26 protein-coding genes are annotated in these 26068 nt (G+C 71.5%); 16 read left to right on the forward strand and 10 right to left on the reverse strand.

Annotation, left to right across the window (positions count from 1 at the left end; genetic code table 11):
* Positions 1-32 precede the first annotated feature (32 nt).
* Together purS and purQ are read left to right on the forward strand one after the other, a co-directional pair.
* Positions 33-287 (forward strand): phosphoribosylformylglycinamidine synthase subunit PurS, encoded by a 255-nt coding sequence (gene purS / locus VYL96_RS03745; protein ID WP_007631242.1) that lies wholly within the window; start codon positions 33-35, stop codon positions 285-287.
* A complete protein-coding gene (gene purQ, locus VYL96_RS03750) occupies positions 284-961 on the forward strand; it encodes a phosphoribosylformylglycinamidine synthase subunit PurQ (RefSeq protein WP_131886177.1) in 678 nt (225 codons plus the stop codon). Before purS ends, purQ begins: the two co-directional genes overlap by 4 nt.
* A gap of 121 nt (positions 962-1082) precedes the next feature.
* Here the strand turns inward: purQ and VYL96_RS03755 are convergent, their stop codons facing one another.
* Positions 1083-1316, reverse strand: a complete 234-nt coding sequence (locus VYL96_RS03755; RefSeq protein ID WP_131886178.1) for a hypothetical protein — start codon at positions 1314-1316, stop codon at positions 1083-1085.
* Between the two features lie 535 nt (positions 1317-1851).
* Here VYL96_RS03755 and VYL96_RS03760 point away from each other — a divergent pair.
* From VYL96_RS03760 to VYL96_RS03770, 3 genes are all read left to right on the forward strand, one after another.
* Positions 1852-3063 (forward strand): saccharopine dehydrogenase family protein, encoded by a 1212-nt coding sequence (locus tag VYL96_RS03760; RefSeq protein WP_131886179.1) that lies wholly within the window; start codon positions 1852-1854, stop codon positions 3061-3063.
* 72 nt (positions 3064-3135) lie between these two features.
* Positions 3136-5436, forward strand: a complete 2301-nt coding sequence (gene purL, locus VYL96_RS03765; protein ID WP_131886180.1) for a phosphoribosylformylglycinamidine synthase subunit PurL — start codon at positions 3136-3138, stop codon at positions 5434-5436.
* 40 nt (positions 5437-5476) lie between these two features.
* Positions 5477-6145 carry a YoaK family protein gene (locus VYL96_RS03770; RefSeq protein WP_131886181.1) on the forward strand — a complete coding sequence of 223 codons (669 nt, stop codon included), beginning with the start codon at positions 5477-5479 and terminating at the stop codon, positions 6143-6145.
* A 22-nt stretch (positions 6146-6167) separates the two neighbouring features.
* Here VYL96_RS03770 and VYL96_RS03775 read toward each other — a convergent pair whose 3' ends face one another.
* Positions 6168-7304, reverse strand: a complete 1137-nt coding sequence (locus VYL96_RS03775; RefSeq protein ID WP_131886182.1) for a hypothetical protein — start codon at positions 7302-7304, stop codon at positions 6168-6170.
* Positions 7305-7364: 60 nt separating this feature from the next.
* Here VYL96_RS03775 and VYL96_RS03780 point away from each other — a divergent pair, with 60 nt between their 5' ends.
* The 4 genes from VYL96_RS03780 to purM all read left to right on the forward strand — a co-directional run bounded on the left by VYL96_RS03780 (position 7365) and on the right by purM (position 12247).
* Entirely contained in the window at positions 7365-8930 is a 1566-nt protein-coding gene (locus VYL96_RS03780; protein WP_279432748.1) for an LssY C-terminal domain-containing protein, read from the forward strand.
* A complete protein-coding gene (locus VYL96_RS03785; protein WP_063973035.1) occupies positions 8927-9313 on the forward strand; it encodes a sterol carrier family protein in 387 nt (128 codons plus the stop codon). Before VYL96_RS03780 ends, VYL96_RS03785 begins: the two co-directional genes overlap by 4 nt.
* A gap of 232 nt (positions 9314-9545) precedes the next feature.
* The gene (gene purF / locus VYL96_RS03790; protein ID WP_407935080.1) at positions 9546-11099 is read left to right on the forward strand and encodes an amidophosphoribosyltransferase; all 1554 of its coding nucleotides are present in this window, start codon (positions 9546-9548) and stop codon (positions 11097-11099) included.
* Positions 11100-11164: 65 nt separating this feature from the next.
* Positions 11165-12247 carry a phosphoribosylformylglycinamidine cyclo-ligase gene (gene purM, locus VYL96_RS03795; RefSeq protein WP_007630684.1) on the forward strand — a complete coding sequence of 361 codons (1083 nt, stop codon included), beginning with the start codon at positions 11165-11167 and terminating at the stop codon, positions 12245-12247.
* A 158-nt stretch (positions 12248-12405) separates the two neighbouring features.
* On the opposite strand, the gene VYL96_RS03800 is transcribed toward purM, so the two are convergent.
* Both VYL96_RS03800 and ygfZ read right to left on the reverse strand, forming a co-directional pair.
* Positions 12406-12591 (reverse strand): DUF3073 domain-containing protein, encoded by a 186-nt coding sequence (locus VYL96_RS03800; protein ID WP_131886183.1) that lies wholly within the window; start codon positions 12589-12591, stop codon positions 12406-12408.
* Positions 12592-12798: 207 nt separating this feature from the next.
* Entirely contained in the window at positions 12799-13962 is a 1164-nt protein-coding gene (gene ygfZ / locus VYL96_RS03805) for a CAF17-like 4Fe-4S cluster assembly/insertion protein YgfZ (protein WP_131886184.1), read from the reverse strand.
* Positions 13963-14000: 38 nt separating this feature from the next.
* Between ygfZ and VYL96_RS03810 the strand changes: the two genes are divergently transcribed.
* Positions 14001-14909 carry an aminodeoxychorismate lyase gene (locus VYL96_RS03810; protein WP_243699759.1) on the forward strand — a complete coding sequence of 303 codons (909 nt, stop codon included), beginning with the start codon at positions 14001-14003 and terminating at the stop codon, positions 14907-14909.
* 107 nt (positions 14910-15016) lie between these two features.
* On the opposite strand, the gene VYL96_RS03815 is transcribed toward VYL96_RS03810, so the two are convergent.
* The 4 genes from VYL96_RS03815 to VYL96_RS03830 all read right to left on the reverse strand — a co-directional run bounded on the left by VYL96_RS03815 (position 15017) and on the right by VYL96_RS03830 (position 17956).
* A complete protein-coding gene (locus VYL96_RS03815; protein WP_207913583.1) occupies positions 15017-15706 on the reverse strand; it encodes a heme-binding beta-barrel domain-containing protein in 690 nt (229 codons plus the stop codon).
* A 119-nt stretch (positions 15707-15825) separates the two neighbouring features.
* Positions 15826-16326: a DUF8021 domain-containing protein gene (locus VYL96_RS03820; RefSeq protein WP_131886185.1), complete on the reverse strand. Its 501-nt coding sequence runs from the start codon at positions 16324-16326 to the stop codon at positions 15826-15828.
* Positions 16327-16371: 45 nt separating this feature from the next.
* Positions 16372-17202 carry a sulfurtransferase gene (locus VYL96_RS03825; RefSeq protein ID WP_061228995.1) on the reverse strand — a complete coding sequence of 277 codons (831 nt, stop codon included), beginning with the start codon at positions 17200-17202 and terminating at the stop codon, positions 16372-16374.
* A 10-nt stretch (positions 17203-17212) separates the two neighbouring features.
* On the reverse strand, positions 17213-17956 hold the full coding sequence (locus VYL96_RS03830; protein ID WP_061228994.1) for a DUF2993 domain-containing protein: 744 nt from the start codon (positions 17954-17956) through the stop codon (positions 17213-17215).
* A gap of 84 nt (positions 17957-18040) precedes the next feature.
* Here VYL96_RS03830 and VYL96_RS03835 point away from each other — a divergent pair, with 84 nt between their 5' ends.
* The 6 genes from VYL96_RS03835 (at position 18041) to pstB (ending at position 23857) form a co-directional block, all read left to right on the forward strand.
* The gene (locus VYL96_RS03835; RefSeq protein ID WP_007632135.1) at positions 18041-18730 is read left to right on the forward strand and encodes a winged helix-turn-helix domain-containing protein; all 690 of its coding nucleotides are present in this window, start codon (positions 18041-18043) and stop codon (positions 18728-18730) included.
* Positions 18727-19665, forward strand: coding sequence for a mycothiol synthase (gene mshD, locus VYL96_RS03840; protein ID WP_131886186.1), 939 nt, complete (start codon positions 18727-18729; stop codon positions 19663-19665). Before VYL96_RS03835 ends, mshD begins: the two co-directional genes overlap by 4 nt.
* A 252-nt stretch (positions 19666-19917) precedes the next feature.
* Entirely contained in the window at positions 19918-21027 is a 1110-nt protein-coding gene (gene pstS / locus VYL96_RS03845; RefSeq protein ID WP_131886187.1) for a phosphate ABC transporter substrate-binding protein PstS, read from the forward strand.
* Positions 21028-21107: 80 nt separating this feature from the next.
* Positions 21108-22157, forward strand: coding sequence for a phosphate ABC transporter permease subunit PstC (gene pstC / locus VYL96_RS03850; RefSeq protein ID WP_007632138.1), 1050 nt, complete (start codon positions 21108-21110; stop codon positions 22155-22157).
* A complete protein-coding gene (gene pstA, locus VYL96_RS03855) occupies positions 22157-23071 on the forward strand; it encodes a phosphate ABC transporter permease PstA (protein WP_007632139.1) in 915 nt (304 codons plus the stop codon). Before pstC ends, pstA begins: the two co-directional genes overlap by 1 nt.
* 9 nt (positions 23072-23080) lie before the next feature.
* The gene (gene pstB / locus VYL96_RS03860) at positions 23081-23857 is read left to right on the forward strand and encodes a phosphate ABC transporter ATP-binding protein PstB (protein ID WP_131886188.1); all 777 of its coding nucleotides are present in this window, start codon (positions 23081-23083) and stop codon (positions 23855-23857) included.
* A 134-nt stretch (positions 23858-23991) separates the two neighbouring features.
* On the opposite strand, the gene phoU is transcribed toward pstB, so the two are convergent.
* Together phoU and dusB are read right to left on the reverse strand one after the other, a co-directional pair.
* On the reverse strand, positions 23992-24774 hold the full coding sequence (phoU, locus tag VYL96_RS03865) for a phosphate signaling complex protein PhoU (RefSeq protein ID WP_061228989.1): 783 nt from the start codon (positions 24772-24774) through the stop codon (positions 23992-23994).
* A gap of 79 nt (positions 24775-24853) precedes the next feature.
* Positions 24854-26032, reverse strand: coding sequence for a tRNA dihydrouridine synthase DusB (dusB, locus tag VYL96_RS03870; protein ID WP_061228988.1), 1179 nt, complete (start codon positions 26030-26032; stop codon positions 24854-24856).
* Between the last annotated feature and the right edge of the window lie 36 nt (positions 26033-26068).

Below are 26068 nucleotides of genomic sequence, written 5' to 3' on the forward strand. Positions count from 1 at the left end.
CCGCGAAACCGCCCCGAACGAGGAGTTCCCACGTGGCCCGAGTCGTCGTCGAAGTCATGCCCAAGGCCGAGATCCTCGATCCGCAGGGTCAGGCCATCCACCGCGCGCTCGGCCGTCTCGGCCACGACGGCGTCACCGACGTCCGGCAGGGCAAGCGGTTCGAGCTCGAGGTCTCCGACTCGGTCACCGACGCCGAGCTCGAGGAGATCGCCTCGTCGCTGCTGGCCAACACGGTGATCGAGGACTGGAAGGTCGTCCGGGTCGACACCGCGGGGGTCGCCTCGTGAGCGCGCGGATCGGCGTCATCACCTTTCCCGGCACGCTCGACGACATCGACGCCTCCCGTGCCGTGACCCGCGCCGGCGGCGAGGCCGTCTCGCTGTGGCACGACGACGCCGACCTCAAGGGTGTCGACGCGGTGGTCGTGCCCGGCGGTTTCTCCTACGGCGACTACCTGCGCTGCGGTGCCATCGCGTCCATGGCCCCCGTGATGGGCGAGGTCATCAGCGCCGCCCGCGGCGGCATGCCCGTGCTGGGCATCTGCAACGGCTTCCAGATCCTCTGCGAGGCCGGCCTCCTGCCCGGCGCCATGGGCCGCAACCGCGACATGCACTTCATCTGCCGCGACGAGTGGCTGCGCGTCGAGAACACCGACACCGCCTGGACGTCGCGTTTCGAGAAGGGCGCGGAGATCCTCATCCCGCTCAAGTCCGGCGAGGGGCGCTACATGGCGACGGCCGACACGATCGAGGAGCTGGAGGGCGAGGGGCGCGTCGTGTTCCGCTTCGCCAGCGACGCCCCCAACGGCTCCACCAACCACATCGCCGGCATCACCTCGGAGAACGGACGCGTCGTGGGGCTCATGCCGCACCCCGAGCACGCGATCGACCCGCTCACCGGCCCGTCCGACGACGGCCTCGGCCTGTTCCTGTCCGCGCTCGACGCGGTCGTCAAGGTCTAGGCAGGCGCTGCTGACCGCGGTCGACGCCGCTCCGCAGTCAATGCGAAGGGCCCGCTGGGATCTCTCCCGGCGGGCCCTTCGGTGTTGACGACCAGTCGGGCTGGCCGCTGCTGATGCTCGCTCAGGCCGGCAGCATGCCCTTGGCGATCTCGCCGATGACGGTGCCGAGATCGGCGCTACCGGAGCTGCCGATGTCTCCGCCGAGACCGCCGACGAAAAGCGCCACCATGTTCAGGAGCGTGAACGGCGCACCCACGAGGGTGTCGATGAAAGACGAGCCCGTGCCCGTCGACCCGCTCGTGATCTCGGCCGAGAGGGGAAGGGTTTCCTTGAGGATCGAACCGGTGAAGTCCATGGGGTCTCCTTATCTAATCGCCCCGGGGGAGTGGGGCGAGTGCCGGCGACCCGGGTGGTCGCGCGTGCGTGATGATTGTGCACGGCCGACCGAGATCGCGCTCAGGTTTCGATAAGCCAGTGGTGCACATCACTGTGGTACTAAACGTGCTGGTGAGCGCAGTGTTCGCACTTCGTCCGCCTGGTGTGCGGGCGGTCGGTAGGAAGAACTCTGGGAAAAGTCTTCTCTCCCACGCCGAGTGACGTCGACCCGCGCGCGGGTGCGTTGGCACCGGTGCGGCGGATCCGCGGCGAGCGGGATCTCGATTGTGGTCGTAGCCATCGTGCGAATCCGGGGGTGTCGCCGACATGGTTACGACCATCGCCGGTGTGGTCACGACCATTTGAAGGTGTCGCCGCGAAGGGTTGACAGCGCGATCTTCGCAGCGAGGGGCCGACTACGTGCGCGGCCGCCGCGCTCGGCGGCGTCCCACGGCAGACACGCGGGCGAGATCGGGGCCCGGTCACGAAGGGCCTGATTGCGGTACAACCGTGGAATGAGCGAATCCAGCATCCAGCCCGCGTCCCCGTCCGACAAGGCCGATCGCCCGTTCGACATCGTCCTCTACGGCGCGACCGGGTTCACCGGGGGACTGGTGGCCGAGTACCTGATGCGGAACCTGCCCGAGGGCGGCTCGTGGGCCGTGGCCGGGCGCAACCGGACAAAGCTGGACGCCCTCGTCGCCCGCCTGGCGTCCGAGCGGCCGGACGTCCCCGCCCCGGGCGTCGTGGTCGCGGACACCGAGGACGCGAGGTCGCTGGTGGAGATGGCGCTGTCGGCCCGCGTCGTCATCACCACTGTCGGTCCCTACCTCGAGTACGGCGAGCCGCTCGTGGCCGCCTGCGCTGAGGTCGGAACCGACTACGTGGACCTGACCGGCGAGCCCGAGTTCGTCGACCGCATGTACCTCGAGCACAACGACGCGGCCGTGGCGTCCGGGGCCCGGATCGTCCACGCCTGCGGCTTCGACTCGGTCCCCCACGACATGGGCGTGTTCTACACGATGAAGCACGTGCCCGAGGGCGTGCCCGCGGTCGTCTACGGGGCGGTCCACGCGGACGCCCGGTTCTCGGGCGGGACGTTCCACTCGGCGATCGGCCAGTTCGCCCGACTGCGCGAGGCCGCGAAGACGGCCGCGCGGCGGCGGCAGAAGGAGGGACGCGTGGCCGGCCGGCGGATCAAGTCAGTCACGGGTAAGCCGCACCACGACAGCGTGCTGGGCCGGTGGCTCGTGCCGCTGCCGACCATCGATCCGCAGGTCATCCTGCGCTCGGCCGCCGCGCTGGACAGTTACGGCCCCGACTTCACCTACTCGCACTACGCCTCGGTCGGTTCGCCCGTCACCGCCGTCGCCGGGATGGTCGGTGTGGGCGCGCTCGCGGCGGGGTCCCAGGTCGGCCCGATCCGGTCGCAGATCCTCAAGCGGATCGACCGCGGCGCCGGGCCGAGCGAGTCCCGCCGGGCCCGCTCGTCGTTCGACGTCACCTTCGTCGCCCTGGCCGGTGGGCGGCGGGTCGTCACCCGCGTCTCGGGCGGGGACCCGGGCTACACGGAGACGTCCATGATGCTGGCCGAGTCGGCGTTGTGCCTGGCGTTCGACGACCTGCCCGCGCTCTCCGGTCAGCTCACCACCGCGCAGGCGATGGGCGACGCGCTCCTCGAGCGGGTGCGGCGCGGCGGCCTGACGTTCGAGGTCCTGTCCACCTAGTCGGATGCCGCGCCGGTCACGGGGCACGGGAGCGGATTCGCCCGCCGGTGGGCTCCGACTAGACTCGGCCCCGTGACCTCTCACGTGGACTCCATCTCGCACGCCTCCTCCACCCCCGAGCTCGCCCAGCCGTGGGCCGAACTCGGACTCAAGGAGGACGAGTACGCCCGCATCCGCGAGATCCTGGGGCGCCGCCCCACGGACGCCGAGCTGGCCATGTACTCGGTCATGTGGTCGGAGCACTGCTCCTACAAGTCCTCCAAGGTGCACCTGAAGTACTTCGGTGAGACCACCACCGACGAGATGAGGTCCACCATGCTCGCCGGCATCGGCGAGAACGCCGGCGTCGTCGACATCGGCGACGGCTGGGCCGTGACCTTCAAGGTGGAGTCGCACAACCACCCCTCGTACATCGAGCCCTACCAGGGCGCCGCGACAGGCGTCGGCGGGATCGTCCGCGACATCATGGCGATGGGCGCGCGGCCGGTGGCCGTGATGGACCAGCTGCGCTTCGGGCCCGCGGACGCCGACGACACGCACCGGGTGCTGCCCGGCGTCGTGGCCGGCGTCGGTGGCTACGGCAACTGCCTGGGCCTGCCCAACATCGGTGGCGAGACGGTGTTCGACGAGTCCTATGCCGGCAACCCGCTCGTCAACGCCCTGTGTGCGGGCGTCATGCGGGTGGAGGACCTGCACCTGGCGTTCGCGTCGGGCACGGGTAACCGCATCATCCTGTTCGGCGCCCGCACGGGTCTCGACGGGATCGGTGGCGTGTCGGTCCTGGCGTCGGAGACCTTCGACGTGGGCGAGGACGGCGCGCCCGTGAAGCCGCGCAAGCTGCCCAGCGTCCAGGTGGGCGACCCGTTCATGGAGAAGGTGCTCATCGAGTGCTGCCTCGAGCTGTACCGCGAGAAGCTCGTCGTGGGCATCCAGGACCTCGGCGGCGCCGGCCTGGCGTGTGCGACCTCCGAGCTGGCCGCGGCGGGTGACGGCGGCATGCACATCGTGCTGGACAACGTCCCGCTGCGCGCCGAGGGCATGAGCGCCGCGGAGATCCTGTCGTCCGAGTCGCAGGAGCGCATGTGCGCCGTGGTGGCCCCGGAGAACGTCGACGCGTTCATGGAGGTGTGCCGCCGCTGGGACGTGCTGGCCGCCGACATCGGCGAGGTCACGGACGGCGACCGCCTCACCATCGAGTTCCGCGGCGAGATCGTCGTGGACGCCCCGCCGGAGTCGCTGGCCGACGAGGGACCGGTCTACGAGCGCCCGGTCGAGCGCCCGGCCGACCAGGACGCCCTGCAGGCCGACACCACCGCCGGCCTCGCCCGCCCGGCCACCGGCGACGAACTGCGGCAGACCCTGCTGGACATGATCTCCAGCCCCGCCCTGTGTTCGCGCAAGTTCATCACCGAGCAGTACGACCGCTACGTGCGCGGCAACACGATCCTCGCGGAGTACGCCGACGGCGGCGTCCTGCGCATCGACGAGGAGTCCGGCCGCGGCATCGCCCTGTCGACCGACGCCTCGGGCCGCTACACCCGGCTCGACCCGTACACGGGCGCCCGGCTCGCCCTGGCGGAGGCCTACCGCAACGTCGCCGTCACCGGCGCCACCCCGGTCGCGGTGACCAACTGCCTCAACTTCGGCTCGCCCGAGGACCCGGGCGTGATGTGGCAGTTCCGCGAGGCCGTGCACGGGCTCGCCGACGGGTGCGCGGAACTGGGGATCCCCGTCACCGGCGGAAACGTGTCCTTCTACAACCAGACCGGCACCACGCCGATCCTGCCGACGCCCGTCGTGGGCGTGCTCGGCGTGATCGACGACGTCGCGCGCCGCACGCCCACCGCGTTCGGCGACACCCCCGGCGAGAGCATCTACCTGCTGGGCGAGACCCGCGACGAGTTCGACGGCTCCATCTGGGCCCAGGTCGCCCACGACCACCTCGGCGGGACGCCCCCGACCGTGGACCTGACGTGGGAGGCCACGCTCGCCCGCATCATGGCGACCTGCTCCAAGGACGGCCTGATCACCGGTGCCCACGACCTCTCCGAGGGAGGCCTCGCCCAGGCGCTGGTCGAGTCGGCGCTGGCGGGGGAGTGCGGCATGCGCATCGTGCTGCCCGAGGACGCGGACCCGTTCGTGTGGCTGTTCGCCGAGTCCTCGGGCCGCGTCATCGTCTCGGTGCCGCGCGGCGAGGAGATCCGCTTCCAGCAGATGCTCACCGCGCAGAACATCCCGCACGCCCGCATCGGTGTGACGGACCCGGACCCGAGCACGTTCGAGGTGCAGGGTCAGTTCACGCTGACGATCGACGAGTTGCGCGAGGCACACGAGGGGACGCTGCCGGCGCTGTTCGGCGTCGACCCCGTGTGACGGTCACCGTCGACGGCCGGGCCGGGGGGTAGTCGGGCGCATGCGGGATCTCCGGAGACGCGAACGGGTGCTGGCCGTGGTGCTCGCCGGCACGGCCGGGTTCGTCGACGCGGTCGGGTTCCTCGTGGTGGGCGGCTACTTCGTGTCGTTCATGAGCGGCAACTCCACCCGCATGGTCGTCTCCCTCGCGGACGGGGACCTCGGCGCCGCCGGCATCGCGGCCGTCGTGCTGGTGTCGTTCTTCGCCGGCGCGGTGGCCGGCGCGGTCGTCACGCGCCGCCGCAACCTCGACGACCGGCCGGCCGTTCTCACCCTCGTCGCGGTGCTGCTGGTGGCGGCTCTCGTGGCGCAGCGGCTCACCACCGTCGAGGTCCTCGCGGTGCCGCTGTCGGTGGCGGTCGCGGCCACGGCGATGGGCGCCATGAACTCGGTGTTCCACTCCGGCGGCGAGGTCTCACTGGGCGTGACCTACATGACGGGCGCGGTGGTCAAGTCCGCCCACCGCCTGGTCGACGCGCTGGCCGGTGGTTCGTGGGCGCCGTACCGCCAGCAGGTGGCGCTGTGGTCGGCGCTCGTGCTGGGCGGCGTGGCGGGGGCCCTGCTGCACGTGGTCATGGGGGCCGACGCGTTGGCCCTTGCCGCCGCGGTCGTGATCGGTGCCGTGATCGTGACCGTCCGGCTGCGGGCCCGGGACCTCCGAACGCCCTGACGGCCCGTCAGGGCGTGCGGGCTCAGCGCCGTCCTCGTCGTCGTGCCGTCAGGTAGGCCTCCCGCGCGGCGAGGCCACGGACCACCTCGTCGAGCATCGGACGCACGAACCGCGCCTTGTGCGCGGCGTCGGAGGCCGCCGCGGCGGCCAGGTTGAGCGCGGAGAACACCGCCAGCATCAGCGACACCCGCACCAGGGTCACACTCACAGGGAGTCCGAACAGCAGGCCGCCCGTGTCGTTCAGGGGGCGCAGCGTCCACCGGGTCTCCGTGATGTCGGGCACCGCGATCCAGCCGAGCGTGAGGAAGAAGAACACGAGCGTGGCGAACAGCGCCGCCTGGATGAGGGTCGCCACGACCGGCACCATCACGAGGTTGATCCGCTCGCCGCGGCGCAGCGGGTGCTCGGGTCCGCGGTCCCGGAGCTCGTGGAGGATGTCGTCGCGCGTCGAGATGCCGACCAGCAGGACGGTGAGGGCCACGACGACGCCCAGCACGGCGACGGTGCGCGGCCAGGACAGTTCCACCATGACCTGCCAGATCTCCACGCTGAAGAACAGGAACAGGACCGCCAGCATGAGGATCGGCAGCACGCGCGCGACCATCGGCCCCATCGTCGTGAGTTCCCGGCGCACGCGGCGCGCCGACCAGCGCACGAGCGACCCGAGCCCGGTGTAGGTCCCGACGAGCACCGCGGCCGCGGCGAGGAGGGTGGTGCGGTGGGATGGGCCGTCGTGCGGGTCGAAGGCGACGTGGGGGACGACGACGAGGGCGATCAGCGACACCAGTCCGAGGGCGGAGCCGGTCACCGGGCCCGCGCGTCGGGCCGTCTTCGACACCAGCCACCCCACGAGCGGGGCGATCGCCACGAGCGCGATCGCGAGCAGGAGCAGCTGGACGATCGGCTCGGGGGCGGCGAGCAGCTCGGGATCCGAGTCCGGGCCGACACGCTCGAGGAGGGCGGTCGTGTAGTCGTTCGACCGGTCGGCGGCCGCGAGGCCGGTTCCGGCGACGGCGAGCGCGGCGCTGACGCCGGCGGACCGGGACAGGACCTCGCGGCGTCGGGTCGAGGGGGCGATCATGAGCGGCAGGCCCAGCGCACGCAGGTGGTCCTCGTGTGCGGGCAGGCTGCTCGCGGGCGTCGGATCGGGCGTGGGCACGGCGATATTCTCGCAGCGATCCGCGGTCCGGCGGGTCGTACCGGACGCTATCGTCGAGCCATGTCCACCAGCGAGCGCACGGCGTCGGCTGCCGGCGGCGACGCCGCCCCCGCCGCCCCGCCCGCGACCCCGACCACCTCCCCGGCCGCGTCCCGGGACGAGCAGGCCCCCGCCGGGCCGCCCGTCTACGTGAGCCCGCCGGCGAAGGTCCGCGACGACACGGTGCGGCCGCCGCTGCCGGGGACCGTGGTCGACACCGTGTTCTTCGCCCTGGCCACGGTCGCGGCGGCGTGGCTGGGCTGGCGGCTCCTCGACGACGTGTGGCACCACGCGTGGTGGCATGTGTTCCTGCTCGTCCCGTTCTGGGCGCTGGTGGCCTATCTCGTCCTGCCGCGGCTGCAGACGCTCATCACGTCCGTGTACGTGCCCGGCTACTTCATCGCGCGCACCCGTACCTCCGACGGCCTGCTGGGGGATCCGGTGAACCTCGCGGTGGACGGCACGGCGCGGCAGATCCACGAGGCGATGACCGCGTGCGGCTGGGTGCTGGCCGATGACGTCACGGTCCGCTCGTCGTGGGGCATCGTCCTGTCGTCGGTGCTGCGGCGGTCGTACCCGTCCGCGCCGGTGAGTCCCCTCACGCTCTTCGGCCGGCGGCAGTGCCTGGCCTACCAGCAGGAGGTCGAGGGCAACGCCTCCCGGCGGCACCACGTCCGGTTCTGGCGCTGCCCCGACGGCTGGCTCCTGCCGGGCGGTCACCGGGTGCAGTGGCTCGGCGCCGGCACGTACGACCGCGCGGTGGGCCTGTCGCTGTTCACGCTGCAGGTCACCCACAAGATCGACGCGGACATCGACGTCGAGCGGGATTACATCGTCGACTCGATCCGCTACCACGTACCCGAGGCGGGGGTGCGGGTGCTGGAGAACTTCTCGGCCGGTTACCACTCCCGCAACGGCGGTGGCGATGCGATCCGCACCGACGGTGACCTGCCGGTCGTGGACCTGCGCGCCGTGCCCGTGCCCGACGTGTCGGCGGCGGAGCTGCCGCCCGGGGTCGTCCGGGCGGCGCGCGGATACGACGACCCCCGGGCCGAGGGCGGGATCGCGTCGGGCGACCCGGACCGCCCGGCCGATGACGCGGCCCCCGACCCCGGGCACCTGCCGCGCCCCGCCGCGCTGACGGCGGGATGCGCGCTGGTCGCGGTGACCGTGCTCGTCCTCACCGTCCTCGCGCTGCGCGACGTGCTGGGCGGGGCCGACCTCGAGGAGTTCGCCGGCCTGGACGAGTCCGAGGTCGTCCCGGCCGTCATGGCGCTCGCGGTGTTCATCGGCGCCGTGTACGGGGCGATGGCCGTCCTCGCGCTGCTCACGTGGCTGGGGTACGCGCGGCCGCGCGTGTGGCTGCTGACGATGACGGTGGTCAGCACGATCTCCACCGAGTACGGCCGCCTGACCACCGACGCCGAACAGGACACCTTCCTCGGGGGCTATCCTGTCCTGGCCGTGAACGTTCTCATCCTGTTGTTGCTCACCAGTCGGCCCGCGCGCACGTGGAGCCGACGCACCGCACAGGAGCGGCGCGCGCGCCGGCGAGCCCTGCCGGCGGGCGCGGGGGCCCCGGCGTGAGCCGCGTCCCCGACGCCGCGGCGGTGCGGGCGGCCGTCGAGGCGGTGGCCCCCTGGCTCGACGACGACGAGACGAACGCCAGACCTGGTCGGTCGGCCCTCGCGGCGGCGGTCCGCGGCACCGTGGAGAGCCTCGCGGCCGAGCTGCCGGGGCGGTCGGTGGAGGTCCGTGTGCCGCCGTACGCCGCCGCGCAGTGCGTCGAGGGGCCGAGGCACACGCGGGGGAGCCCGCCCAACGTCGTCGAGACGGACCCGCGGACGTGGCTGCAGCTGGCCACCGGCCGGGTGACGTGGGAGACCGCCGTCGCCGAGGGCCGGGTGCGGGCCTCGGGGACGCGGGCGGCGGCGGTCGCCGCGGGCCTGCCCGTCGTCCGCCGGGCGTGACCGCGGCCCTCGGGTGGTCCGCTCACAGGCCGGCTGGAGGGGGTGCCGCCGCTGGCTTTGGGGTCACGGGGGTCGGGGAACGTAGACTTGCAGCACACACCGTCGGGGTCCGTCCGGGCGGGGAGTCCCGAAAGCCGTGAGGGAGCACCAGCTGGTGGAGAGCACGTCGTCACGTCCGGCACCGTCCGGGGCACTGCGCCGTACCGGCGTCCCCGCAGCCGTGGGGCTCGGGCTGCCGGACCCGTCCGCGCCCGGACCGGCGGGTCTGCCGATCGACACCGAACGGATCGGCCCCGTCGAGGAGTGCGGCGTCTTCGGGGTGTGGGCCCCCGGCGAGGACGTCGCGAAACTCACCTACTACGGCCTGTACGCGCTGCAGCACCGCGGCCAGGAGGCGGCCGGTATCGCCGTCGCCGACGGCGAGCAGGTCCTCGTCTACAAGGACCTCGGCCTCGTCAGCCAGGTCTTCGACGAGAAGACGCTCGAGTCGATGCACGGCCACGTCGCGATCGGCCACTGCCGGTACTCGACCACGGGCGCGGCGAGCTGGGACAACGCCCAGCCGATGTTCCGCCCCACCACCGAGGGCGGTTCCGTGGTCCTCGGGCACAACGGCAACCTCGTCAACACCCGCGAGCTCAAGCGGCACGCCACCGAGCTGGGGATCCGCGGGTACACCGAGGACAGCGCGCACTCGGACTCCGACATCATCTCGACCCTGCTCGCGCACGAGGCGCGGGAGGGCGGGCTCGAGGAGGCCGCCGCCCGCCTGCTCCCGCACCTGCGGGGCGCCTACTGCCTCACCTTCTCCGACGAGAACACCCTGTACGCGGCGCGTGACCCGCACGGGGTCCGCCCGCTGGCGCTCGGTCGCCTGGAGCGCGGGTGGGTCGTCTCCTCGGAGACCTCCGCCCTGGACATCGTGGGCGCCTCGTTCGTCCGCGACATCGAGCCCGGCGAGCTCATCGCGATCGACGCCGACGGCGTACGGTCCCGCAAGCTCTCGCCCCCGACCCCCAAGACGTGCGTCTTCGAGTACGTCTACCTGGCCCGGCCGGACTCGGTGATCAACCAGCGTCTGGTCAACTCCGCCCGCGTCGAGATCGGTCGCCGGCTGGCCCGCGAGCACCCCGCCGACGGCGACCTGGTCATCCCGGTGCCCGAGTCCGGCACGCCGGCGGCCGTCGGGTACGCCCAGGGCTCGGGCATCCCGTTCGCGCAGGGGCTCACGAAGAACGCCTACGTGGGCCGCACGTTCATCCAGCCCAGCCAGACCATCCGCCAGTTGGGCATCCGCCTCAAGCTCAACCCCCTGCGCGAGGTGATCCGGGGGCAGCGCCTGGTGGTGGTGGACGACTCGATCGTCCGTGGCAACACGCAGCGCGCCCTGGTGCGGATGCTGCGTGAGGCGGGCGCCCTCGAGGTGCACGTCCGGATCGCCTCGCCGCCGGTGCGCTGGCCGTGTTTCTACGGCATCGACTTCGCCAGCCCGGCGGAGCTCATCGCCAACGGCGTCGACGCGTCGGACGGGATGCTCGAGGGGGTGCGCCGCGCGATCGGCGCGGACAGCCTCGGGTACGTCTCCGTCGACGGGATGATCGAGGCGAGCGGCCAGCGCAGCGAGGAGCTGTGCGCGGCGTGTTTCGACGGGCACTATCCCATCGAGCTCCCCGACGACTCGGCCATGAGCGCGGCCGTGCGTGCGCTCGCCGCCGAGGTCGACGAGCTGGAGATCGCCGAGGCCCCGGACAGCATCGAGAGCGCGGACGTCGTCCACAGGCTCTGACACCGGCGTCGACCGCCGACCCCCACCGGGCGCCCGAGAGCGGCGCCGACGAGGAGAGACACCACATGACCGAGAACCCACACCCCCCGACCGGCGCCTCGTACGCCGCCGCCGGCGTCGACATCGACGCGGGTGAGCGCGCGGTGGAGCTGTTCGCGCCGCACGCCAAGCGGGCGACCCGGCCGGAGGTGATGGGGGGCCTCGGTGGCTTCGCCGGGCTGTTCTCACTGAAGAACACCTACCGTCAGCCGCTGCTGGCCTCGTCCACGGACGGCGTCGGCACCAAGATCGCGGTCGCCCAGGCGATGGACGTGCACAACACGGTCGGGATCGACCTGGTCGCCATGGTCGTCGACGACCTCGTGGTGTGTGGCGCCGAGCCGCTCTTCCTGCAGGACTACATCGCGATCGGCAAGGTCGTCCCCGAGCACGTCGCCGACATCGTCGAGGGCATCGCCGAGGGATGCGTCCGCGCGGGCTGCGCCCTGCTGGGCGGCGAGACCGCCGAGCATCCGGGTCTCATGGCACCGGGCGAGTACGACATCTCCGCCACCGGCGTGGGGATCGTGGAGGCCGACGAGATCCTCCAGGCCGAGAACGTCCGGCCGGGCGACGTCATCGTCGGGATGGCGTCCTCCGGGCTGCACTCCAACGGGTACTCCCTGGCGCGGCACGTGCTGCTCGACCTCGCGCGGCTGCCCCTCGAGGGGCACGTCGAAGAGTTCGGCCGCACGCTGGGTGAGGAGTTGCTCGAGCCGACGCGGATCTACGCGCTCGACTGCCTGAGCCTCATCGCCGAGACCGACGTCCGAGTGTTCAGCCACGTCACCGGCGGTGGCCTGGCCGAGAACCTGGCGCGCGTCATGCCGCGCGGTCTGGTCGCGCGGCTCGACCGCGGTCGGTGGCCGGTGCCCGCCGTGTTCGGCACGATCGCGCACCACGGCCGCGTCGAGCAGGCGGAGATGGAGCGCACGTTCAACATGGGGGTGGGCATGGTCGCCGTCCTGCCCGAGGAGGACGTGGACCGGGCCCAGGCCGTCCTCACCGCCCGCCACGTGGAGAACTGGGTCATCGGCCGCGTGGAGAAGGCCGGCGAGGACGCCGACGCGCCCCGCGTCGTGCTCGAGGGCTCACACGCGCGGTTCTGACCGCACCACCCGGGCCGCACGACGACAGCGACCCGGCCGGGGCAGTTCCGGCCGGGTCGCTGTCGTTTTCGCTTGATCCCCGCCCGCGCCACGTACGTGGGCCGGGCATCCATCGGGGGATGCCCGGCCCACGAGAGGTCTGGCGGGAGCGGGAGTGGTCAGTACCTGGTGTCGCCGTCGGACCACGACCCGTAGGGGTCGTCGTCCTCGTCGGTGCTGAGCCGTGTGGACGACCCCCCACCCGACAACTCCTGCTGGAGACGTTCTAGGTCCGTCTGCGGAGTGTTGTACTTGAGTTCGCGAGCGACCTTGGTCTGCTTCGCCTTCGCGCGGCCTCGGCCCATTGACCTGACCCCCTCGGAAACGGTGCTGGGCCACCTCGGGGGTGCCCATTGCAAGTGTGAGTATCTGCCTGCCCACAGGATAGCGTGCCCGGCGCGGAATGTCCGCCCGGGTGTCGCGGAGCGGCCCGCGGGTCGGCCACACACGGGGGTGGGCGGGGCCTCCGCGGCAGGACAGTGCGGTCTGTCAGGACCGGCCGGAGGGGGCCGTCAGGCCTGGCCGCGGAGCCGACGGATCGCCTCGCGGCCGGCCTGCGGGCCGCCGTCCTGCGGGGCGGTCTCGGGATCGACGGCGGCGTCGACCCCGCCGATCTCGAGGGCCGAGTCCATGGGGACCGCTCGCTTCAACAGGGCGAGGGCGACCGGGCCGTCCTCGTGATGCTGGACGACCGTGCCCACGCGGCCGACCGGGCGGCCACCCGCGCGGACCTCGGCGCCGACCGCGGGCAGGTCGTCGCCGCTCGAGCCGTCCAGCTGCAGCCGCACGAGGACGCGGGGGGAGCGTCCGAGGTTATGGACCCGGGACACCGTCTCCTGGCCCCGGTAGCAACCCTTGTCCAGGTGCACCGCGCCCCGCTCGGCCACGCCGCCGATCCAGGTGGGGATCTCGTGGGGGATCGTCTTCTCGTCGGTGTCCACGCCCAGGCGCCCCCTCGGCGGGGTCGTCCCGGCCGCACGCAGCGCCTCGTACGCCCAGGAGCCCGCGGGCCGGGCGCCCGCGTCGACCGCGGCGGCGAACCACGCCGTCAGCGCCGGGCGGGGGACCACCAGGTCGACCGAGCCGGCCTGGGGCCACGGCATCCGACGGGCGATCCCGCCACCCGGCAGCGCCACGCTCGCGTAGTCCCCGGTCGGGAGGTCGACCTCGGCGCCGTCGGGCGAGGTGAGGGTCGTGGGCAGGCGCGCCCCGGCGAGGGTGAGGACCGCGAGGTCGGCGGCCGCGGGGGACGCATCGGCCCAGAAGACCATCTTGGTGAGGAACTGCAGCAGCGACTCGCCCCGACCGGGTTCGGTGTCCATGACCACCGTGGCGTCCACGTCGGCGATCACGGCGTGGTGCTCGATCCGCCCGTTGGCGTCCAGCACCAGCGTCTCGCCGCCGCCGCCGTCGCCGATCTCGGCGACGTGCTGGGAGACGAACCCCTCGAGCCACGTCAGCCGCTCGCCACCGCCGATGGTCAGGATATCCCGATGGGAGCGGTCGACGACCACGAACCCGGAGTCGGCGGCCCGCTGCTCGCCGAAGGGGTCGCCGTAGTGGTGGGGGACCCCCGCGTCAGCGGAGTCGTCGCTCGCGTCCACCGCTCCGGGGCGGGCCAGGATCGGGCTGCGGTAGCGGCTGTCGTTCCGGTCGGGCACAGCTGGATCGGTCACGATCGCGAGTGTACGTACCAGGTCGTAGTGTGGGCCTCATGGGCACTCCAGCGGGAACGGCGATCGATCGACCTGACGATGCCAGGGTCGTCGTCCTGGTCTCCGGCGGACCGGAGGGGCCGCGGCCACGGGTCCACCCGGCGTCCGAGCCGTTGCTCCTGGCGGACGACCTCGCCGCCGTCCGGGGGGACGGGTGCTTCGAGACCCTCCTGGTGGTGGGAGGCCGCCCGGCCAAGCCCGAGCGGCATCTCGCGCGTCTGGCGAGGTCGGCGGCCGCGTTGGGGCTCACGGGGCCCTCGGAGTCCGCGTGGCGGGCCGGAATGGACCTGGCCGCGCGCGAGTGGGGCACCCGGACGGAGGCCATGCTGCGCCTGGTGCTGTCTCGTGGACCGGAGCGGGGCGGGCAGGAGACCGCGTACATCACCGTCGCGCCCGTCAGCGGGTCGGCGCTCCGGGCGCGGGCGGAGGGGATCGCCGTGACGGCCCTCGGTCGGGGGTACGCCTCCGATGCCGCCGGATCCGCGCCGTGGCTGCTGATCGGCTCCAAGACCCTGTCGTATGCCACGAACATGGCGGCGCTCCGGCACGCCGCGGCGACCGGGTTCGATGACGTGGTCTACCTCTCCTCGGACGGGGAGGTTCTCGAAGGGCCGCGCTCGACGGTGGTGATCGCCCGCGACGGTGAACTGCTGAGCCCACCGGCGGAGGTCGGGATCCTGGAGGGCACGACCCTGGCCGCGATGGCGGAGGTCGCCGCACGCGATGGTGTGCCCGTGCGGCGCGAGCGTCTCCTGCTCACCGACCTCGTGTCGGCCGACGCGATGTGGCTGCTGTCCTCCGTGACGCTGTACGCCCGGGTCCGCCGGATCGACGACACGACCCTGCCGGGCGGGGACCCCGGGATCGACGTCGCCGGGATGGTCGATCGCGCGGTCGGACGCGCGTGAGAACCGCCCACCCGACCGGGGTCGGGTGGGCGGGAGCGGAGTCCGCGGGACGGGCCGGGTCGGCTACGCGGGGCTGGGTCGGTTGCGCGGCCCGGGACCCGTTCGGGTCAGCCCGCGACGCGGCGCAGGCGCGCGGACATGTGTGGGACCAGGCCCTTCTCCGAGTGGACCCGTTCCTCGACCCATCCGAGGTCGCCGCCCTCGACGATCCCGTAGATCCTCTTGGCGCCGCCCCGCTTGGGGCCGGTGGGGGAGGCGAGGACCACGTCGGTGGCCATCTCCCATGCCGACTGGGTGATGGGGGTGCCGTAGTACATCTCGATGATCCCCGAGGCGTGGGCCACGAGGAACTCGAGCTGGTCGTCCGCTGAGATCCTCCAAAACCCGGTCTCGCGGTAGGCCGCGTCGTCCACGGCGCCTCCGGAGTCGTAGGTCCACGAGCGGGACGTCCAGCTCAGGTAGTTCTCGCCGTCGTGCGAGACCACCACCTGCTGGCCGAACCGGTGCTGACCGCGGTCCTCGGTGTCCGCCTCGCCCTCGCCCTCCCAGACACCCACGAGGGGTAGCAGGGCGAGTAGGCCGGGGTGGAGGTCGGGCCCGAAGCGCAGGTTGGCGGTGTCCTCGGGGACGGGGAGTTCGGAGAACGCGGGGATGTTCCGGCGGGCGGTCTCCTCGGAGCGCTGCGCGGCGGCGTTGACGGCAGCGTTCCCGGACCCGCGCACCACCGACTCGCCCCCTACCCCGTCAGGGGTGGGCGGCGTGGGGTCACCGGCGTTCGGCTGGCCGCTTTCCGTCACGACTCGTCGGTGACCGTGCGGTAGACGATGTAGCAGGTGGCCCACAGGATGGCCAGCGTGCAGAGGACCAGGAGGATCTCGAAGAAGAGCACCATGGCCTGATTCTAACCCCGAGGCGTTCAGCCCACTGCGATGCGGGCGTCGATCGAGTGGATGAGGCAGTCCTCGGGTGGCACGACGAAGTCCTCGGAGACCCTGGCCTTCACGCCCAGAACGGTCGCGAGCGTGAACTCCGCGTGTACGACGCCCTCCCGGCCCGGGGGGTCCACGGTGAGGACGATGTCCCGCACCTCACGGATCACCGAGTACTGCAGGTGCAGGTGGAGGTCCCAGCGGAGTTGGGCCGCGTTGAAACCGGTCTTGATCCCGTTCTCGCGCCGCACGCAGTCGGGTGCGAACGGGACGCGGAACGCCGCGGCCGGCGCGGTGAGGGCGGTGAGGTACATCCGCACCGCCTCCTCGCGCTCCTCTGGGGAGTACGGGCCGGGGTGATCGGGTACCTCCGGGGTCGCCCCCCGACGCTGATCGACACCCACGAGGACTGCGGAGGCGACGGAGGCGCCGACGGCGACCACCGAGGCCCGCCCGGCCATGCCGAGCGCACGGGACAGCAGAGACATGAGATCGAGACTAGCCAGCTTCGCACCCGCGCGGGGCGCGAGGTCTCACCGCTCGACCGGGACCCCGATGAGGGAGCCGTACTCGACCCAGCTGCCGTCGTAGTTGACGACGTTGGGCTGGTCGAGGAGCTCGTGGAGGACGAACCAGGTGTGGCTGGACCGCTCACCGATCCGGCAGTAGGCCACGATGCGCCGAGCGGGGTCGTCGAGCACGTCCGAGTAGATCTCGCGCAGTTCCGCGTCGGAGCGGAAGGTGCCGTCGCGGGTGACCGCGCGGTTCCAGGGGATGCTGACCGCGCCCGGGATGTGACCGCGCTGGCGCCCGCCCTCCTGCGGCAGCCCTGCGGGGGCGGCGAGGCGACCGGTGTACTCGTCCACCGAGCGCACGTCCACGAAGCCGTCGCGTCCCAGCCCGGCGAGGACGTCGTCGCGGAACGCGCGGATCGACAGGTCCTGGGGGTCGGCCACGTAGTCGGTGACCGGGCGCCGGGGCGCCTCGGTCTCCAGGGGGCGCCCCTCGCGCTCCCACAGCATGCGTCCGCCGTCGAGGAGTCGGACGTCGCGGTGCCCGTACAGGCGCAGGTACCAGTACGCGTAGGCCGCGAACCAGTTGTGGTTGCCGCCGTAGACGACGATCGTGTGGTCGCGGCTGATGCCCCGCTCGGACATGAGTTCGCCGAAGCGTTCGCGGTCGACCAGGTCGCGCGTGTACTGCTGCTGCAACTCGGTCCGCCAGTCGAGGGCGACGGCGCCCGGGATGTGGCCGTCGGTGTGGTACGCCGTCACGTCCTCGTCGACCTCGAGGAAGACCACCGAGTCATCGGCCAGGCGCGAGGAGGCCCAGCTGGTGCTGACCAGTACGTCGTCGCGACTCATGCGGCCGAGTCTAGTGGCCGGGGCGCGCGAGACCGTCGAGCGGCGCTCCGCCGCGCGCGGCGACGCCGGCGGCGGTGATGGTGCCGCCGGTCACCGTGAGGGTGTCGACCGTGGCTCCTAGGGGGAGGACATCGGGTTCCAGGGTCAGGGCGGTCCGGCGCAGTGCGAGCTCGCCGTCACCGTCGGGGAACCCCGCGGGTCCGGTCGCCGGGGCGACGGGGACGAGCCGCGCGCCGTGGGTGTCGACGACGAGGTCGACGAACGCCGAGACGCGGACGTCGGATCCCTCGAGGGTCCCCGTGACGCGGGCCCGGTGTTCGGTTCCGCCCGCGAGACTCGGGTCGTCGGCGGCGCCGACCAGCACGTCCCGCATCCCCAGGGCGGGGCCGAGTGAGTCGCCGGTGATCTGGACCGAGACCGTCGACTCCCCGGCGATCGGCGGGGCTGCCGGATCGTCCGGCACGAGGACGTCGGTGGCCCTCGCCTCGACGGCGACGGGGCCGAGACCCGGCCGTTCGACCCCCTCGATCCGGATCGCCGCGGACGCGAGAGTGTCGGGCCCGACCCATCGCGACCCCGGACCGCCGCCGATCATGACCGACGGGGGCGCCGACCCGGGCGTCGCGGGGCCGCCGATCCGGGTCGACAGGTCCGCCTCGATCCGGGAGGCGTGCACCGTCTCCGTGACGAAGGCGCCGAGGGCGACCGTTGCCACTGCGACGACCGCGACGACGGCGGGGCGGGGGATCCTCATGGGCTCCAGGTGTACTCCACTCCCTGTTTCGGGGGTGGAGGTCGCTAGTATTCCTCTCGGCCCCCCGGATGGAGAGGAAGCGACATGGACGTAGTGCTCCTCGCCGCTGAAGCAGACCCGGAGGCGGTCATCCCGGCACTGCCTCTGCTCCCGCACTCGGTGCGTGTGCTCCCGCCGCTCGCCTCCTCGTTGGGCGAGCTCTCCGGGGCGGCCCTCGCGCTGGTCGACGCGCGGAGTGATCTGGCGGCGTCGCGGGCGTTGTGCAGGCTTCTCGCGGGCGGCGCGGACCTCGCCGTCATCGCGGTGGTCTCCGAGGGCGGGTTGATCGCGGTCAGTGGCGACTGGGGACTGGACGACATCCTCCTGCCGACCACGGGGCCCGCGGAGGTGGACGCCCGGTTCCGACTGGCGGCCGCGCGCCGCACCACGCAGGGCGAGGCCGACGGCGGCCTGCTCACGGTCGGTGAGCTGGTGATCGACGAGGAGACCTACGTCGCACGCGTCAAGGGCCGGCCCCTGGACCTCACCTACAAGGAATTCGAGCTCCTCAAGCATCTCTGCCAGCACCCCGGCCGGGTGTTCTCGCGCGCCCAGCTCCTCCAGGAGGTGTGGGGCTACGACTTCTTCGGCGGCACACGGACCGTCGACGTCCACGTTCGGCGCCTGCGCGCCAAGCTCGGCCCGGATCACGAGTCCCTCATCGGAACCGTCCGTAACGTCGGATACAAGGCGGTCAGGCCGACGGACCGCCGCGAGGAGGGAGGGGACGCATGACGATCGACGAACGATCGATGGACGCCACCACCGCCGACCGGGTGGAGGCGATGGCGGTGGAGGCCGAGAGGCTGGACGGGGTGGCCCCGCTGGGTGAGCAGCCCCTCCGTGCGCTGCGGTCGCCGTCCGCCCGGGCCCGTCACTTCCTCGCGAGCGCTCCCGGCGCCGACGAGCCGGCCGGGTACGCGCAGCTGACCGGCTCCGGGACCGGTGCGACCGCCGAGCTGGTGGTCCACCCCGGACACCGCCGGCAGGGACTCGGGACCGCCCTCGTGCGCGCGGTGCTGGAAGCGGAACCGGGTGTGGCCGTGTGGGCCCACGGGGATCTGCCGGCCGCCCGGGCGCTCGCCGACGGCATGGGCCTCGCGCGCACGCGCGAGTTGCTGATGATGCGCAGGCGCGCCGCCGACGGCCCTGCGCTGCCTGATCCGCGCCCTGCCGAGGGGATCGAGACCGGCACGCTCGCCGACGCGGCCTCCGAGGGCGGACAGCGGTGGCCGGGACTGGACGCGCGGGCGGAGTTCCTTCGAGTGAACAACGCCGCGTTCTCGTGGCACCCGGAGCAGGGCGGGTGGAGTCGAGAGCAGCTCGACGAGCGCCTCGCCGTGGACTGGGTCGACCCCGCCGCGGTGTTCCTCGCCGTGGACGTCACGGGCCCGCGGCCGACGTTGGCCGGATTCCACTGGACCAAGACCGTCGCCGAGCCGGGGGAGCCCGTGGAGGGCGAGGTCTACGTCGTCGCGGTCGATCCGGCCGAGCAGGGTCGGGGCCTCGGCGGTCTCCTCACCGCCATCGGCGTCGCGCACCTGGAGGACACCATCGGCGCGGAGTCGGTCGTGCTCTACGTCGAGGGCGACAACACGCCGGCGATCCGCACCTACGAGCGGCTCGGTTTCGCCGTCGAACACCGCGATGTGACGTATGCCTCGCGGTGACCGGCAGCGGTGACGGTGCCCGCCGATTCTCAGGGACACCCCAGGTGGGGGCCCCGCCGGGCGAGGTCCGCGGGTCGGGTGAACTACGCGAGAGCAGGGAGTTCATCTCGGGTTCACCTACCTCCGCGGGGCTGTTCACGTCCGAGCTTTAGGTTCTCTCCCCGTCGGGCCGGTGTGCGGTCCGGCCCCGCGACCAGATCGCCAAGAACGTGACCCGGTGGGGCGTCCCGCCGGATGAACCTAGGAGATTTTGTGGACCTCAAGCGCACCGGTGCTCTGCTCGGCCTCGCTGCCCTCACGACGGTCGGCCTCGCCGCCTGCTCGGATAACAATGCCGGTTCCGGCGATCAGGCCGCTCAGCAGGTCGCCGACGCGGAGTGCGGCGGCAAGGCCGCACTCAAGGCCTCCGGCGCCTCGTCGCAGAACAACGCGATGACCGTCTTCGCCAACTCCTACGCCATGAGCTGCGAGGGCCAGACCCTCGACTACAACTCGAACGGCTCCGGCGCCGGCGTCAAGGAGTTCATCGGCGGCCAGACCGACTTCGGCGGCTCGGACTCCCCCCTCAAGGACGAGGAGTACACGCAGGCCGAGCAGCGGTGCGAGGGCCCGGCGTGGAACCTGCCGGCTGTCTTCGGCCCGATCGCGATCGCCTACAACCTGGACGGCGTCGAGGTCGCGCTGTCGGCCGACACGCTCGCCAAGATCTTCAAGGGCGAGATCACCAACTGGAACGACCCGGCCATCGCCGAGGAGAACCAAGGCGTCGAGCTGCCCGACCAGGACATCACCGTGATCTTCCGCTCGGACGAGTCGGGCACCACCGACAACTTCCAGAAGTACCTCGAGGCGGCCGCGCCCGAGGTGTGGACCGAGGGCGCCGGCAAGACGTTCAACGGCGGCACGGGCGAGGGCGCCAAGGGCAACGAGGGCGTCTCCGCCGCCGTCGCGCAGACCCCGGGCACCATCACCTACACCGAGTGGTCCTACGCCAAGAGCCAGGACCTCGGCATGGTCAAGGTCATCACCCCGGCCGACTCCGAGGGCGTCGAGCTCAACGCCGAGACCGCCGGCACCACGATCGACTCGGCCACCCTGAAGAACGAGGGCTCCAACGACCTGGTCATCGACACCTCGTCGTTCTACGTCCCCGAGGCCGCGGGCGCCTACCCGATCATCATGCCGACCTACGAGATCGTCTGCTCGACCTACGGCGATCCCGAGACCGCCGAGGCCGTCAAGTCCTTCCTCAACATCGCGGTGTCCGAGGACGTCCAGGGTCAGCTCGAGCCCGAGGGCTACATCCCGGTGCCCGACGAGTTCCGCGAGAAGCTGGTGACGGCGATCTCCGAGATCTCCTGATATTTCCGGTCACCGCGTCCACCCCTGTACGGTCGGGCGCGGTGACCGACCCCTTTCCCACCTGAGCGACTGAAGGTCTCATGACAGTTCACGAATCCGTCGACCGTGACGCCGGCAAGAACTCCTCGTCCGGCGGGCCCGCCGACGGCACCGCCCCGGCGTCGGACGCGGACACGGGCGGCGGGAGCGGCCTGCGCGACGCCGGGTCGTCCCAGAGGATCGACGCGATCTTCCGCGGGCTCACCGTTTTCGCGGGCGCGGTCATCGTCGCGCTCATCGCCCTCATCGGGATCGTTCTGGTCATGCAGGCGACGCCGTCGCTCATGCAGAACAACGTCAACTTCTTCACGTCGTCCGTGTGGAACACCACGGACCCGGAGAACATGTCGTTCGGCATCCTCGACCTGCTCAAGGTCACGGTGCTGAGCTCCGTCTTCGCCCTGGTGCTGGCGGTGCCCGTCTCCATCGGGATCGCCACGTTCCTGGTGCAGTACGCGCCGCCCCGGCTCTCACGGACGCTGTCGGCCCTCATCGACCTGCTGGCCGCCGTGCCGTCGATCATCTACGGCATGTGGGGTCTGCTCGTCCTGGGGCCGTGGATGGTCCCGTTCGCCACGTGGCTCAACGAGAACCTCAACTGGTTCTTCCTGTTCGGCGACGGCAACGTCACGATCGCCGGCGGCGGCACCATCTTCACCGCCGGCGTCGTCCTGGCGATCATGATCCTGCCGATCATCACCTCGATGTCCCGCGAGACCATTCGCCAGACGCCTTCTCTGCACCAGGAGGCGGCGCTCGCGCTGGGCGCCACCAAGTGGGAGAAGATCCGGATGACCTGCTTCCCCTACGCCAAGTCGGGGATGATCGCCGGCTCCATGCTCGCCCTCGGTCGCGCCCTCGGTGAGACCGTGGCCGTCCTCATCATCCTCCGCGCGGCGAGCGCGCCCAGCACGCTGTCGCTGTTCGACGGCGGCTTCACGTTCGCGTCCAAGATCGCGTCCGGCAGCGCGGAGTTCAACCACCCGCTGCCGACCGGCGCGTACATCGCCGCCGGCCTCGTGCTCTTCATCCTCACCTTCATCGTCAATCTCATCGCGCGCTCGGTGTCCGGTGGAAAGGTCAACGGCTGATGTCCCAGGCAACCCCCGACCTCGCCAAGCCGGCCAAGCCGGCAGACACCTTCCTCCCGATCTCGGGCAGCCGCAAGGTCAAGGACAAGGCCGCGACCGTGGTGTTCACGGTGTGCTTCGTGCTCGCCGTCGTCCCCCTGGTCGCCCTGCTGTTCAAGGTCGTCGTCTCGGGCGTGCCCGCGGTCCTGAACCTCGACTGGTGGACCAACTCGTTCAATCTCGTCTCGCCGTCGTCGATGGCCGGCGGTGTCGGACACGCCATCTACGGCAGCCTCGTGCAGGCGCTCATCGCGGCCGTCATCTCGATCCCGCTCGGCGTGGCGGCGGGCATCATGCTCGTCGAGTACCCCGATTCGAAGATCGCCAAGCCCACCACCTTCATGGTCGACGTCCTCGCCGGCGTCCCGTCCGTGGTGGCCGCCATCTTCATCTTCGGCATCTGGATCTCGGTCCTGCGGTTCAACCTCAGCGCGTTCGCCGTGGCGCTGGCGTTGGTCCTCCTCATGTTGCCGCTCATCGTGCGGTCGACCGAGGAAATGCTCAAGCTGGTTCCCGACGAGCTCCGCGAAGCCTCCTACGCTCTCGGGGTGCCCAAGTGGAAGACCATCGTCAGTGTGGTGGTCCCGACCGCGCTGTCGGGAATGATCTCCGGCATCTTCCTCGCGCTCGCCCGCGTGATGGGTGAGACGGCCCCGGTGCTGATCCTCGTGGGCTACACGGCGCGCTACAACTATGACGTCTTCGAGGGCAACATGGCCTCGCTGCCGCTGCTGATCTACAACCAGCTCTCGAACCCCAACGAGGCCGGCCAGTACCGCATCTGGGGTGCTGCCCTGACGCTCATCATCATCATCGGGCTGGCGAACGTTCTCGCCACGTTCGCCGCCAAGGCGCTCGCGCCCAAGACCAAGTAAGGACCCGACATGGCCAAGCGACTCGACCTCGAGGGCGTCGACATCTTCTACGGCGACTTCCACGCCGTGAAGGACGTGAACCTCCATGTTCCGCCCCGCTCCGTGACGGCGTTCATCGGCCCCTCCGGCTGCGGGAAGTCCACGGTGCTGCGTTCGCTCAACCGGATGCACGAGGAGATCCCCGGCGCCTCGGTGAGGGGTTCCATCAAGCTCGACGGCGTCGACATCTATGACAAGAAGATCGACCCGGTCGCCGTCCGCCGCACTATCGGGATGGTCTTCCAGCGCCCGAACCCGTTCCCCACGATGTCGATCAAGGAGAACGTGGTCGCGGGTCTGCGTCTGCAGGGCGTGAAGAACAAGAAGACCCTCGACGAGGTCGCGGAGAAGTCGCTGCGCGGTGCCAACCTGTGGAACGAGGTCAAGGACCGTCTGGACAAGCCGGGCGGTGGCCTGTCCGGCGGTCAGCAGCAGCGTCTGTGCATCGCCCGAGCGATCGCCATCGAGCCCCAGGTGCTGCTCATGGACGAGCCCTGTTCGGCGCTCGACCCGATCTCCACCCTGGCGGTGGAGGATCTCATCGCCGAGCTCAAGAACGACTTCACCATCGTGATCGTCACGCACAACATGCAGCAGGCCGCCCGCGTGTCCGACCAGACGGCGTTCTTCTCCCTCGAGGCCACCGGTATGCCCGGGCAGCTCGTGGAGGTCAACTCCACCGAGCGCATCTTCTCCAACCCCGAGAACAAGCAGACCGAGGATTACGTCTCGGGCCGCTTCGGCTGAGCCGACTACGACCCGGATCGCCTCGCAGCACGAGCCGGATCCCGCCACACACGAGACCGCCCCGCCCCGGGCTCGGAACCCCGGGACGGGGCGGTCTTCGTCGTGCGTGACGCGTGTGGCGCGCCACCCGCTGGTCAGGACCCCTGTGGTGACCCTTCGTCCTCATCCGGTTCGTGCTGCGCCATCCGCTGTTTGAAGGCACGGTCCGTCTCGTTGAAGCGGCGAACCAGCTCCTCGCTCGACGGCGACGGCTCCTCGGGATCGCTCTCGGGGGTGGTGGCGTACTCGCCGGTCGCCAGGAAGATCACGCGCTGCGCGACCTCGACCGCGTGGTCGGCGAACCGCTCGTAGTACCGGCCCAGCAGGGTCACGTCGACCGCGCAGGCCACGCCCCACTTCCACTCGCGAACGGTGAGCAGGGTGAACAGGTGGCGACGCAGGTCGTCGACCGCATCGTCCTGCTGTGCCAGGGTCGCGGCCTGCTCGGGGTCCCGGTTGAGCAGCACCTCGGTGGCCGAGCGGCCGAGGGCGACGGCCACGCGGCCCATCTCCGCTAGGTAGCCGTTGACCGGCTCTGGCAGAACCGGCTCGGGATGGCGCCGGCGGACGATCTTGGCGACGTGGCCCGCCAGGGTGCCCATCCGGACCAGGTCCTGCACCAGCTGGATCGACGTGACCACCTGGCGGAGGTCACGCGCTACCGGGGCCTGGAGGGCGAGCAGCGCGAAACCGCGCTCCTCGTTCTCGGTCGCCAGCCGCGACATCTCCGACGACGACTGTAGGACCTTCTCCGCGGCGACGAGGTCGACCTGGAGCAGAGCGTGGGTGGCCAACTCCATGTCATCGGTCGCGAGGGAGCACATCCGGGCCATGGAGGTGGCCAGATCCGCGAGTTCTTCGGAGTAGACAAGACGCATACCGCCAGCATACGCCCATGTCAGCGCGGTGATCGCCGCTCACGGTGAACGCCCGGTGAACTCGGGGTCACCCCGGGGGTCAGCCCCCGGAGTTCTCGGCGTCCGCGCCGGCGAGCGCCACCGCGTCGTCCTCGGGGTCGTCCAGCCACCCTTCGGGCAGCAGGACCTTCGACGGCGAGCCCTGCCGCCCACGCGGTCCGTAGCCGTCCGCGGGGAACGGCTCGTCGGTCGGCAGGTCGGCCAGCATTGCGGCGAGATCGTTCAGGGTGCGGACGGCGGACAGGGCCACCCGCTTCTCCGACCCGGCGGGGAACCCGCGCAGGTACCAGGCGACGTGCTTACGGATGTCCCGCATGCCCTTGTCCTCGCCGTGGTGCTCGGCGAGGAGTTCGCCGTGGCGGTACATGATCCGGGCGACCTCTCCGAGAGTGGGCGGGGTCGGCGCCTCGCGGCCCGCGAGGCGGGCGGCCAGCTCGGAGAACAGCCACGGCCGGCCGAGACAACCGCGCCCGATCACCACGCCCGCGCACCCGGTCTGCTCGCGCATCCGCACCGCGTCCTCGGCGGAGAAGATGTCGCCGTTACCGAGAACCGGCACGTCCGATACCGCGCCGACGTGCTCGACCAGTCGCGAGATCTGCGACCAGTCCGCCTCTCCCGAATACCGCTGGGCTGCGGTCCGCGCATGGAGCGCCACCGCCTTGGCGCCCTCCTCCACGGCGATCCGACCGGCGTCGAGGTGAGTGTGGTGCTCGTCGTCGATCCCGACGCGCATCTTGACCGTCACGGGGATCTCGGTGCCCTCGGTGGCCCTCACCGCCGCCGCCACGATCGACCGGAACAGGCGGCGCTTGTAGGGGATCGCGGATCCGCCGCCGCGCCGGGTGACCTTGGGGACCGGGCATCCGAAGTTGATGTCGATGTGGTCGGCGAGGTTCTCGTCGACGATCATCCTGGCCGCCGCGTACGTGTACTCCGCGTCGACCGTGTACAGCTGCAGACTGCGGGGCGACTCGTCGGACGCGAACGTCGCCATGTGCAAGGTCGCGGGCTGTCGCTCGACCAGCGCACGGGCGGTGACCATCTCGCACACGTACAGTCCCGACACCGATCCCTGCTGCTCCCGCTCGATCTCGCGGCACAGGGTGCGGAAGGCGACGTTGGTGACCCCGGCCATCGGCGCGAGGACGACGGGCGACGCGAGCTCGAGCGGGCCGATGCGCAGCGCGGGGGAGGCGGTGGCGGTGGGGGCGGACATGGATCAAGTGTCCCAGTGGTCGGCGCACGCGTCCAA

Source organism: Dietzia maris (assembly GCF_036287335.1).
Taxonomy (GTDB): Bacteria; Actinomycetota; Actinomycetes; order Mycobacteriales; family Mycobacteriaceae; genus Dietzia; species Dietzia cinnamea.

Bases quoted from the DNA above. Each gene is read 5' to 3' on its own strand.
- phoU (WP_061228989.1), bottom strand. From the start codon at position 24,774: ATGCGTCTTGTCTACTCCGAAGAACTCGCGGATCTGGCCACCTCCATG.
- VYL96_RS03810 (WP_243699759.1), top strand. From the start codon at position 14,001: ATGGGCACTCCAGCGGGAACGGCGATCGATCGACCTGACGATGCCAGG.
- VYL96_RS03760 (WP_131886179.1), top strand. From the start codon at position 1,852: ATGAGCGAATCCAGCATCCAGCCCGCGTCCCCGTCCGACAAGGCCGAT.
- pstA (WP_007632139.1), top strand. From the start codon at position 22,157: ATGTCCCAGGCAACCCCCGACCTCGCCAAGCCGGCCAAGCCGGCAGAC.
- dusB (WP_061228988.1), bottom strand. From the start codon at position 26,032: ATGTCCGCCCCCACCGCCACCGCCTCCCCCGCGCTGCGCATCGGCCCG.
- VYL96_RS03770 (WP_131886181.1), top strand. From the start codon at position 5,477: ATGCGGGATCTCCGGAGACGCGAACGGGTGCTGGCCGTGGTGCTCGCC.
- VYL96_RS03780 (WP_279432748.1), top strand. From the start codon at position 7,365: ATGTCCACCAGCGAGCGCACGGCGTCGGCTGCCGGCGGCGACGCCGCC.
- VYL96_RS03800 (WP_131886183.1), bottom strand. From the start codon at position 12,591: ATGGGCCGAGGCCGCGCGAAGGCGAAGCAGACCAAGGTCGCTCGCGAA.
- pstB (WP_131886188.1), top strand. From the start codon at position 23,081: ATGGCCAAGCGACTCGACCTCGAGGGCGTCGACATCTTCTACGGCGAC.
- pstC (WP_007632138.1), top strand. From the start codon at position 21,108: ATGACAGTTCACGAATCCGTCGACCGTGACGCCGGCAAGAACTCCTCG.
- VYL96_RS03830 (WP_061228994.1), bottom strand. From the start codon at position 17,956: ATGAGGATCCCCCGCCCCGCCGTCGTCGCGGTCGTCGCAGTGGCAACG.
- purM (WP_007630684.1), top strand. From the start codon at position 11,165: ATGACCGAGAACCCACACCCCCCGACCGGCGCCTCGTACGCCGCCGCC.
- VYL96_RS03820 (WP_131886185.1), bottom strand. From the start codon at position 16,326: ATGTCTCTGCTGTCCCGTGCGCTCGGCATGGCCGGGCGGGCCTCGGTG.
- VYL96_RS03825 (WP_061228995.1), bottom strand. From the start codon at position 17,202: ATGAGTCGCGACGACGTACTGGTCAGCACCAGCTGGGCCTCCTCGCGC.
- VYL96_RS03835 (WP_007632135.1), top strand. From the start codon at position 18,041: ATGGACGTAGTGCTCCTCGCCGCTGAAGCAGACCCGGAGGCGGTCATC.
- VYL96_RS03755 (WP_131886178.1), bottom strand. From the start codon at position 1,316: ATGGACTTCACCGGTTCGATCCTCAAGGAAACCCTTCCCCTCTCGGCC.
- mshD (WP_131886186.1), top strand. From the start codon at position 18,727: ATGACGATCGACGAACGATCGATGGACGCCACCACCGCCGACCGGGTG.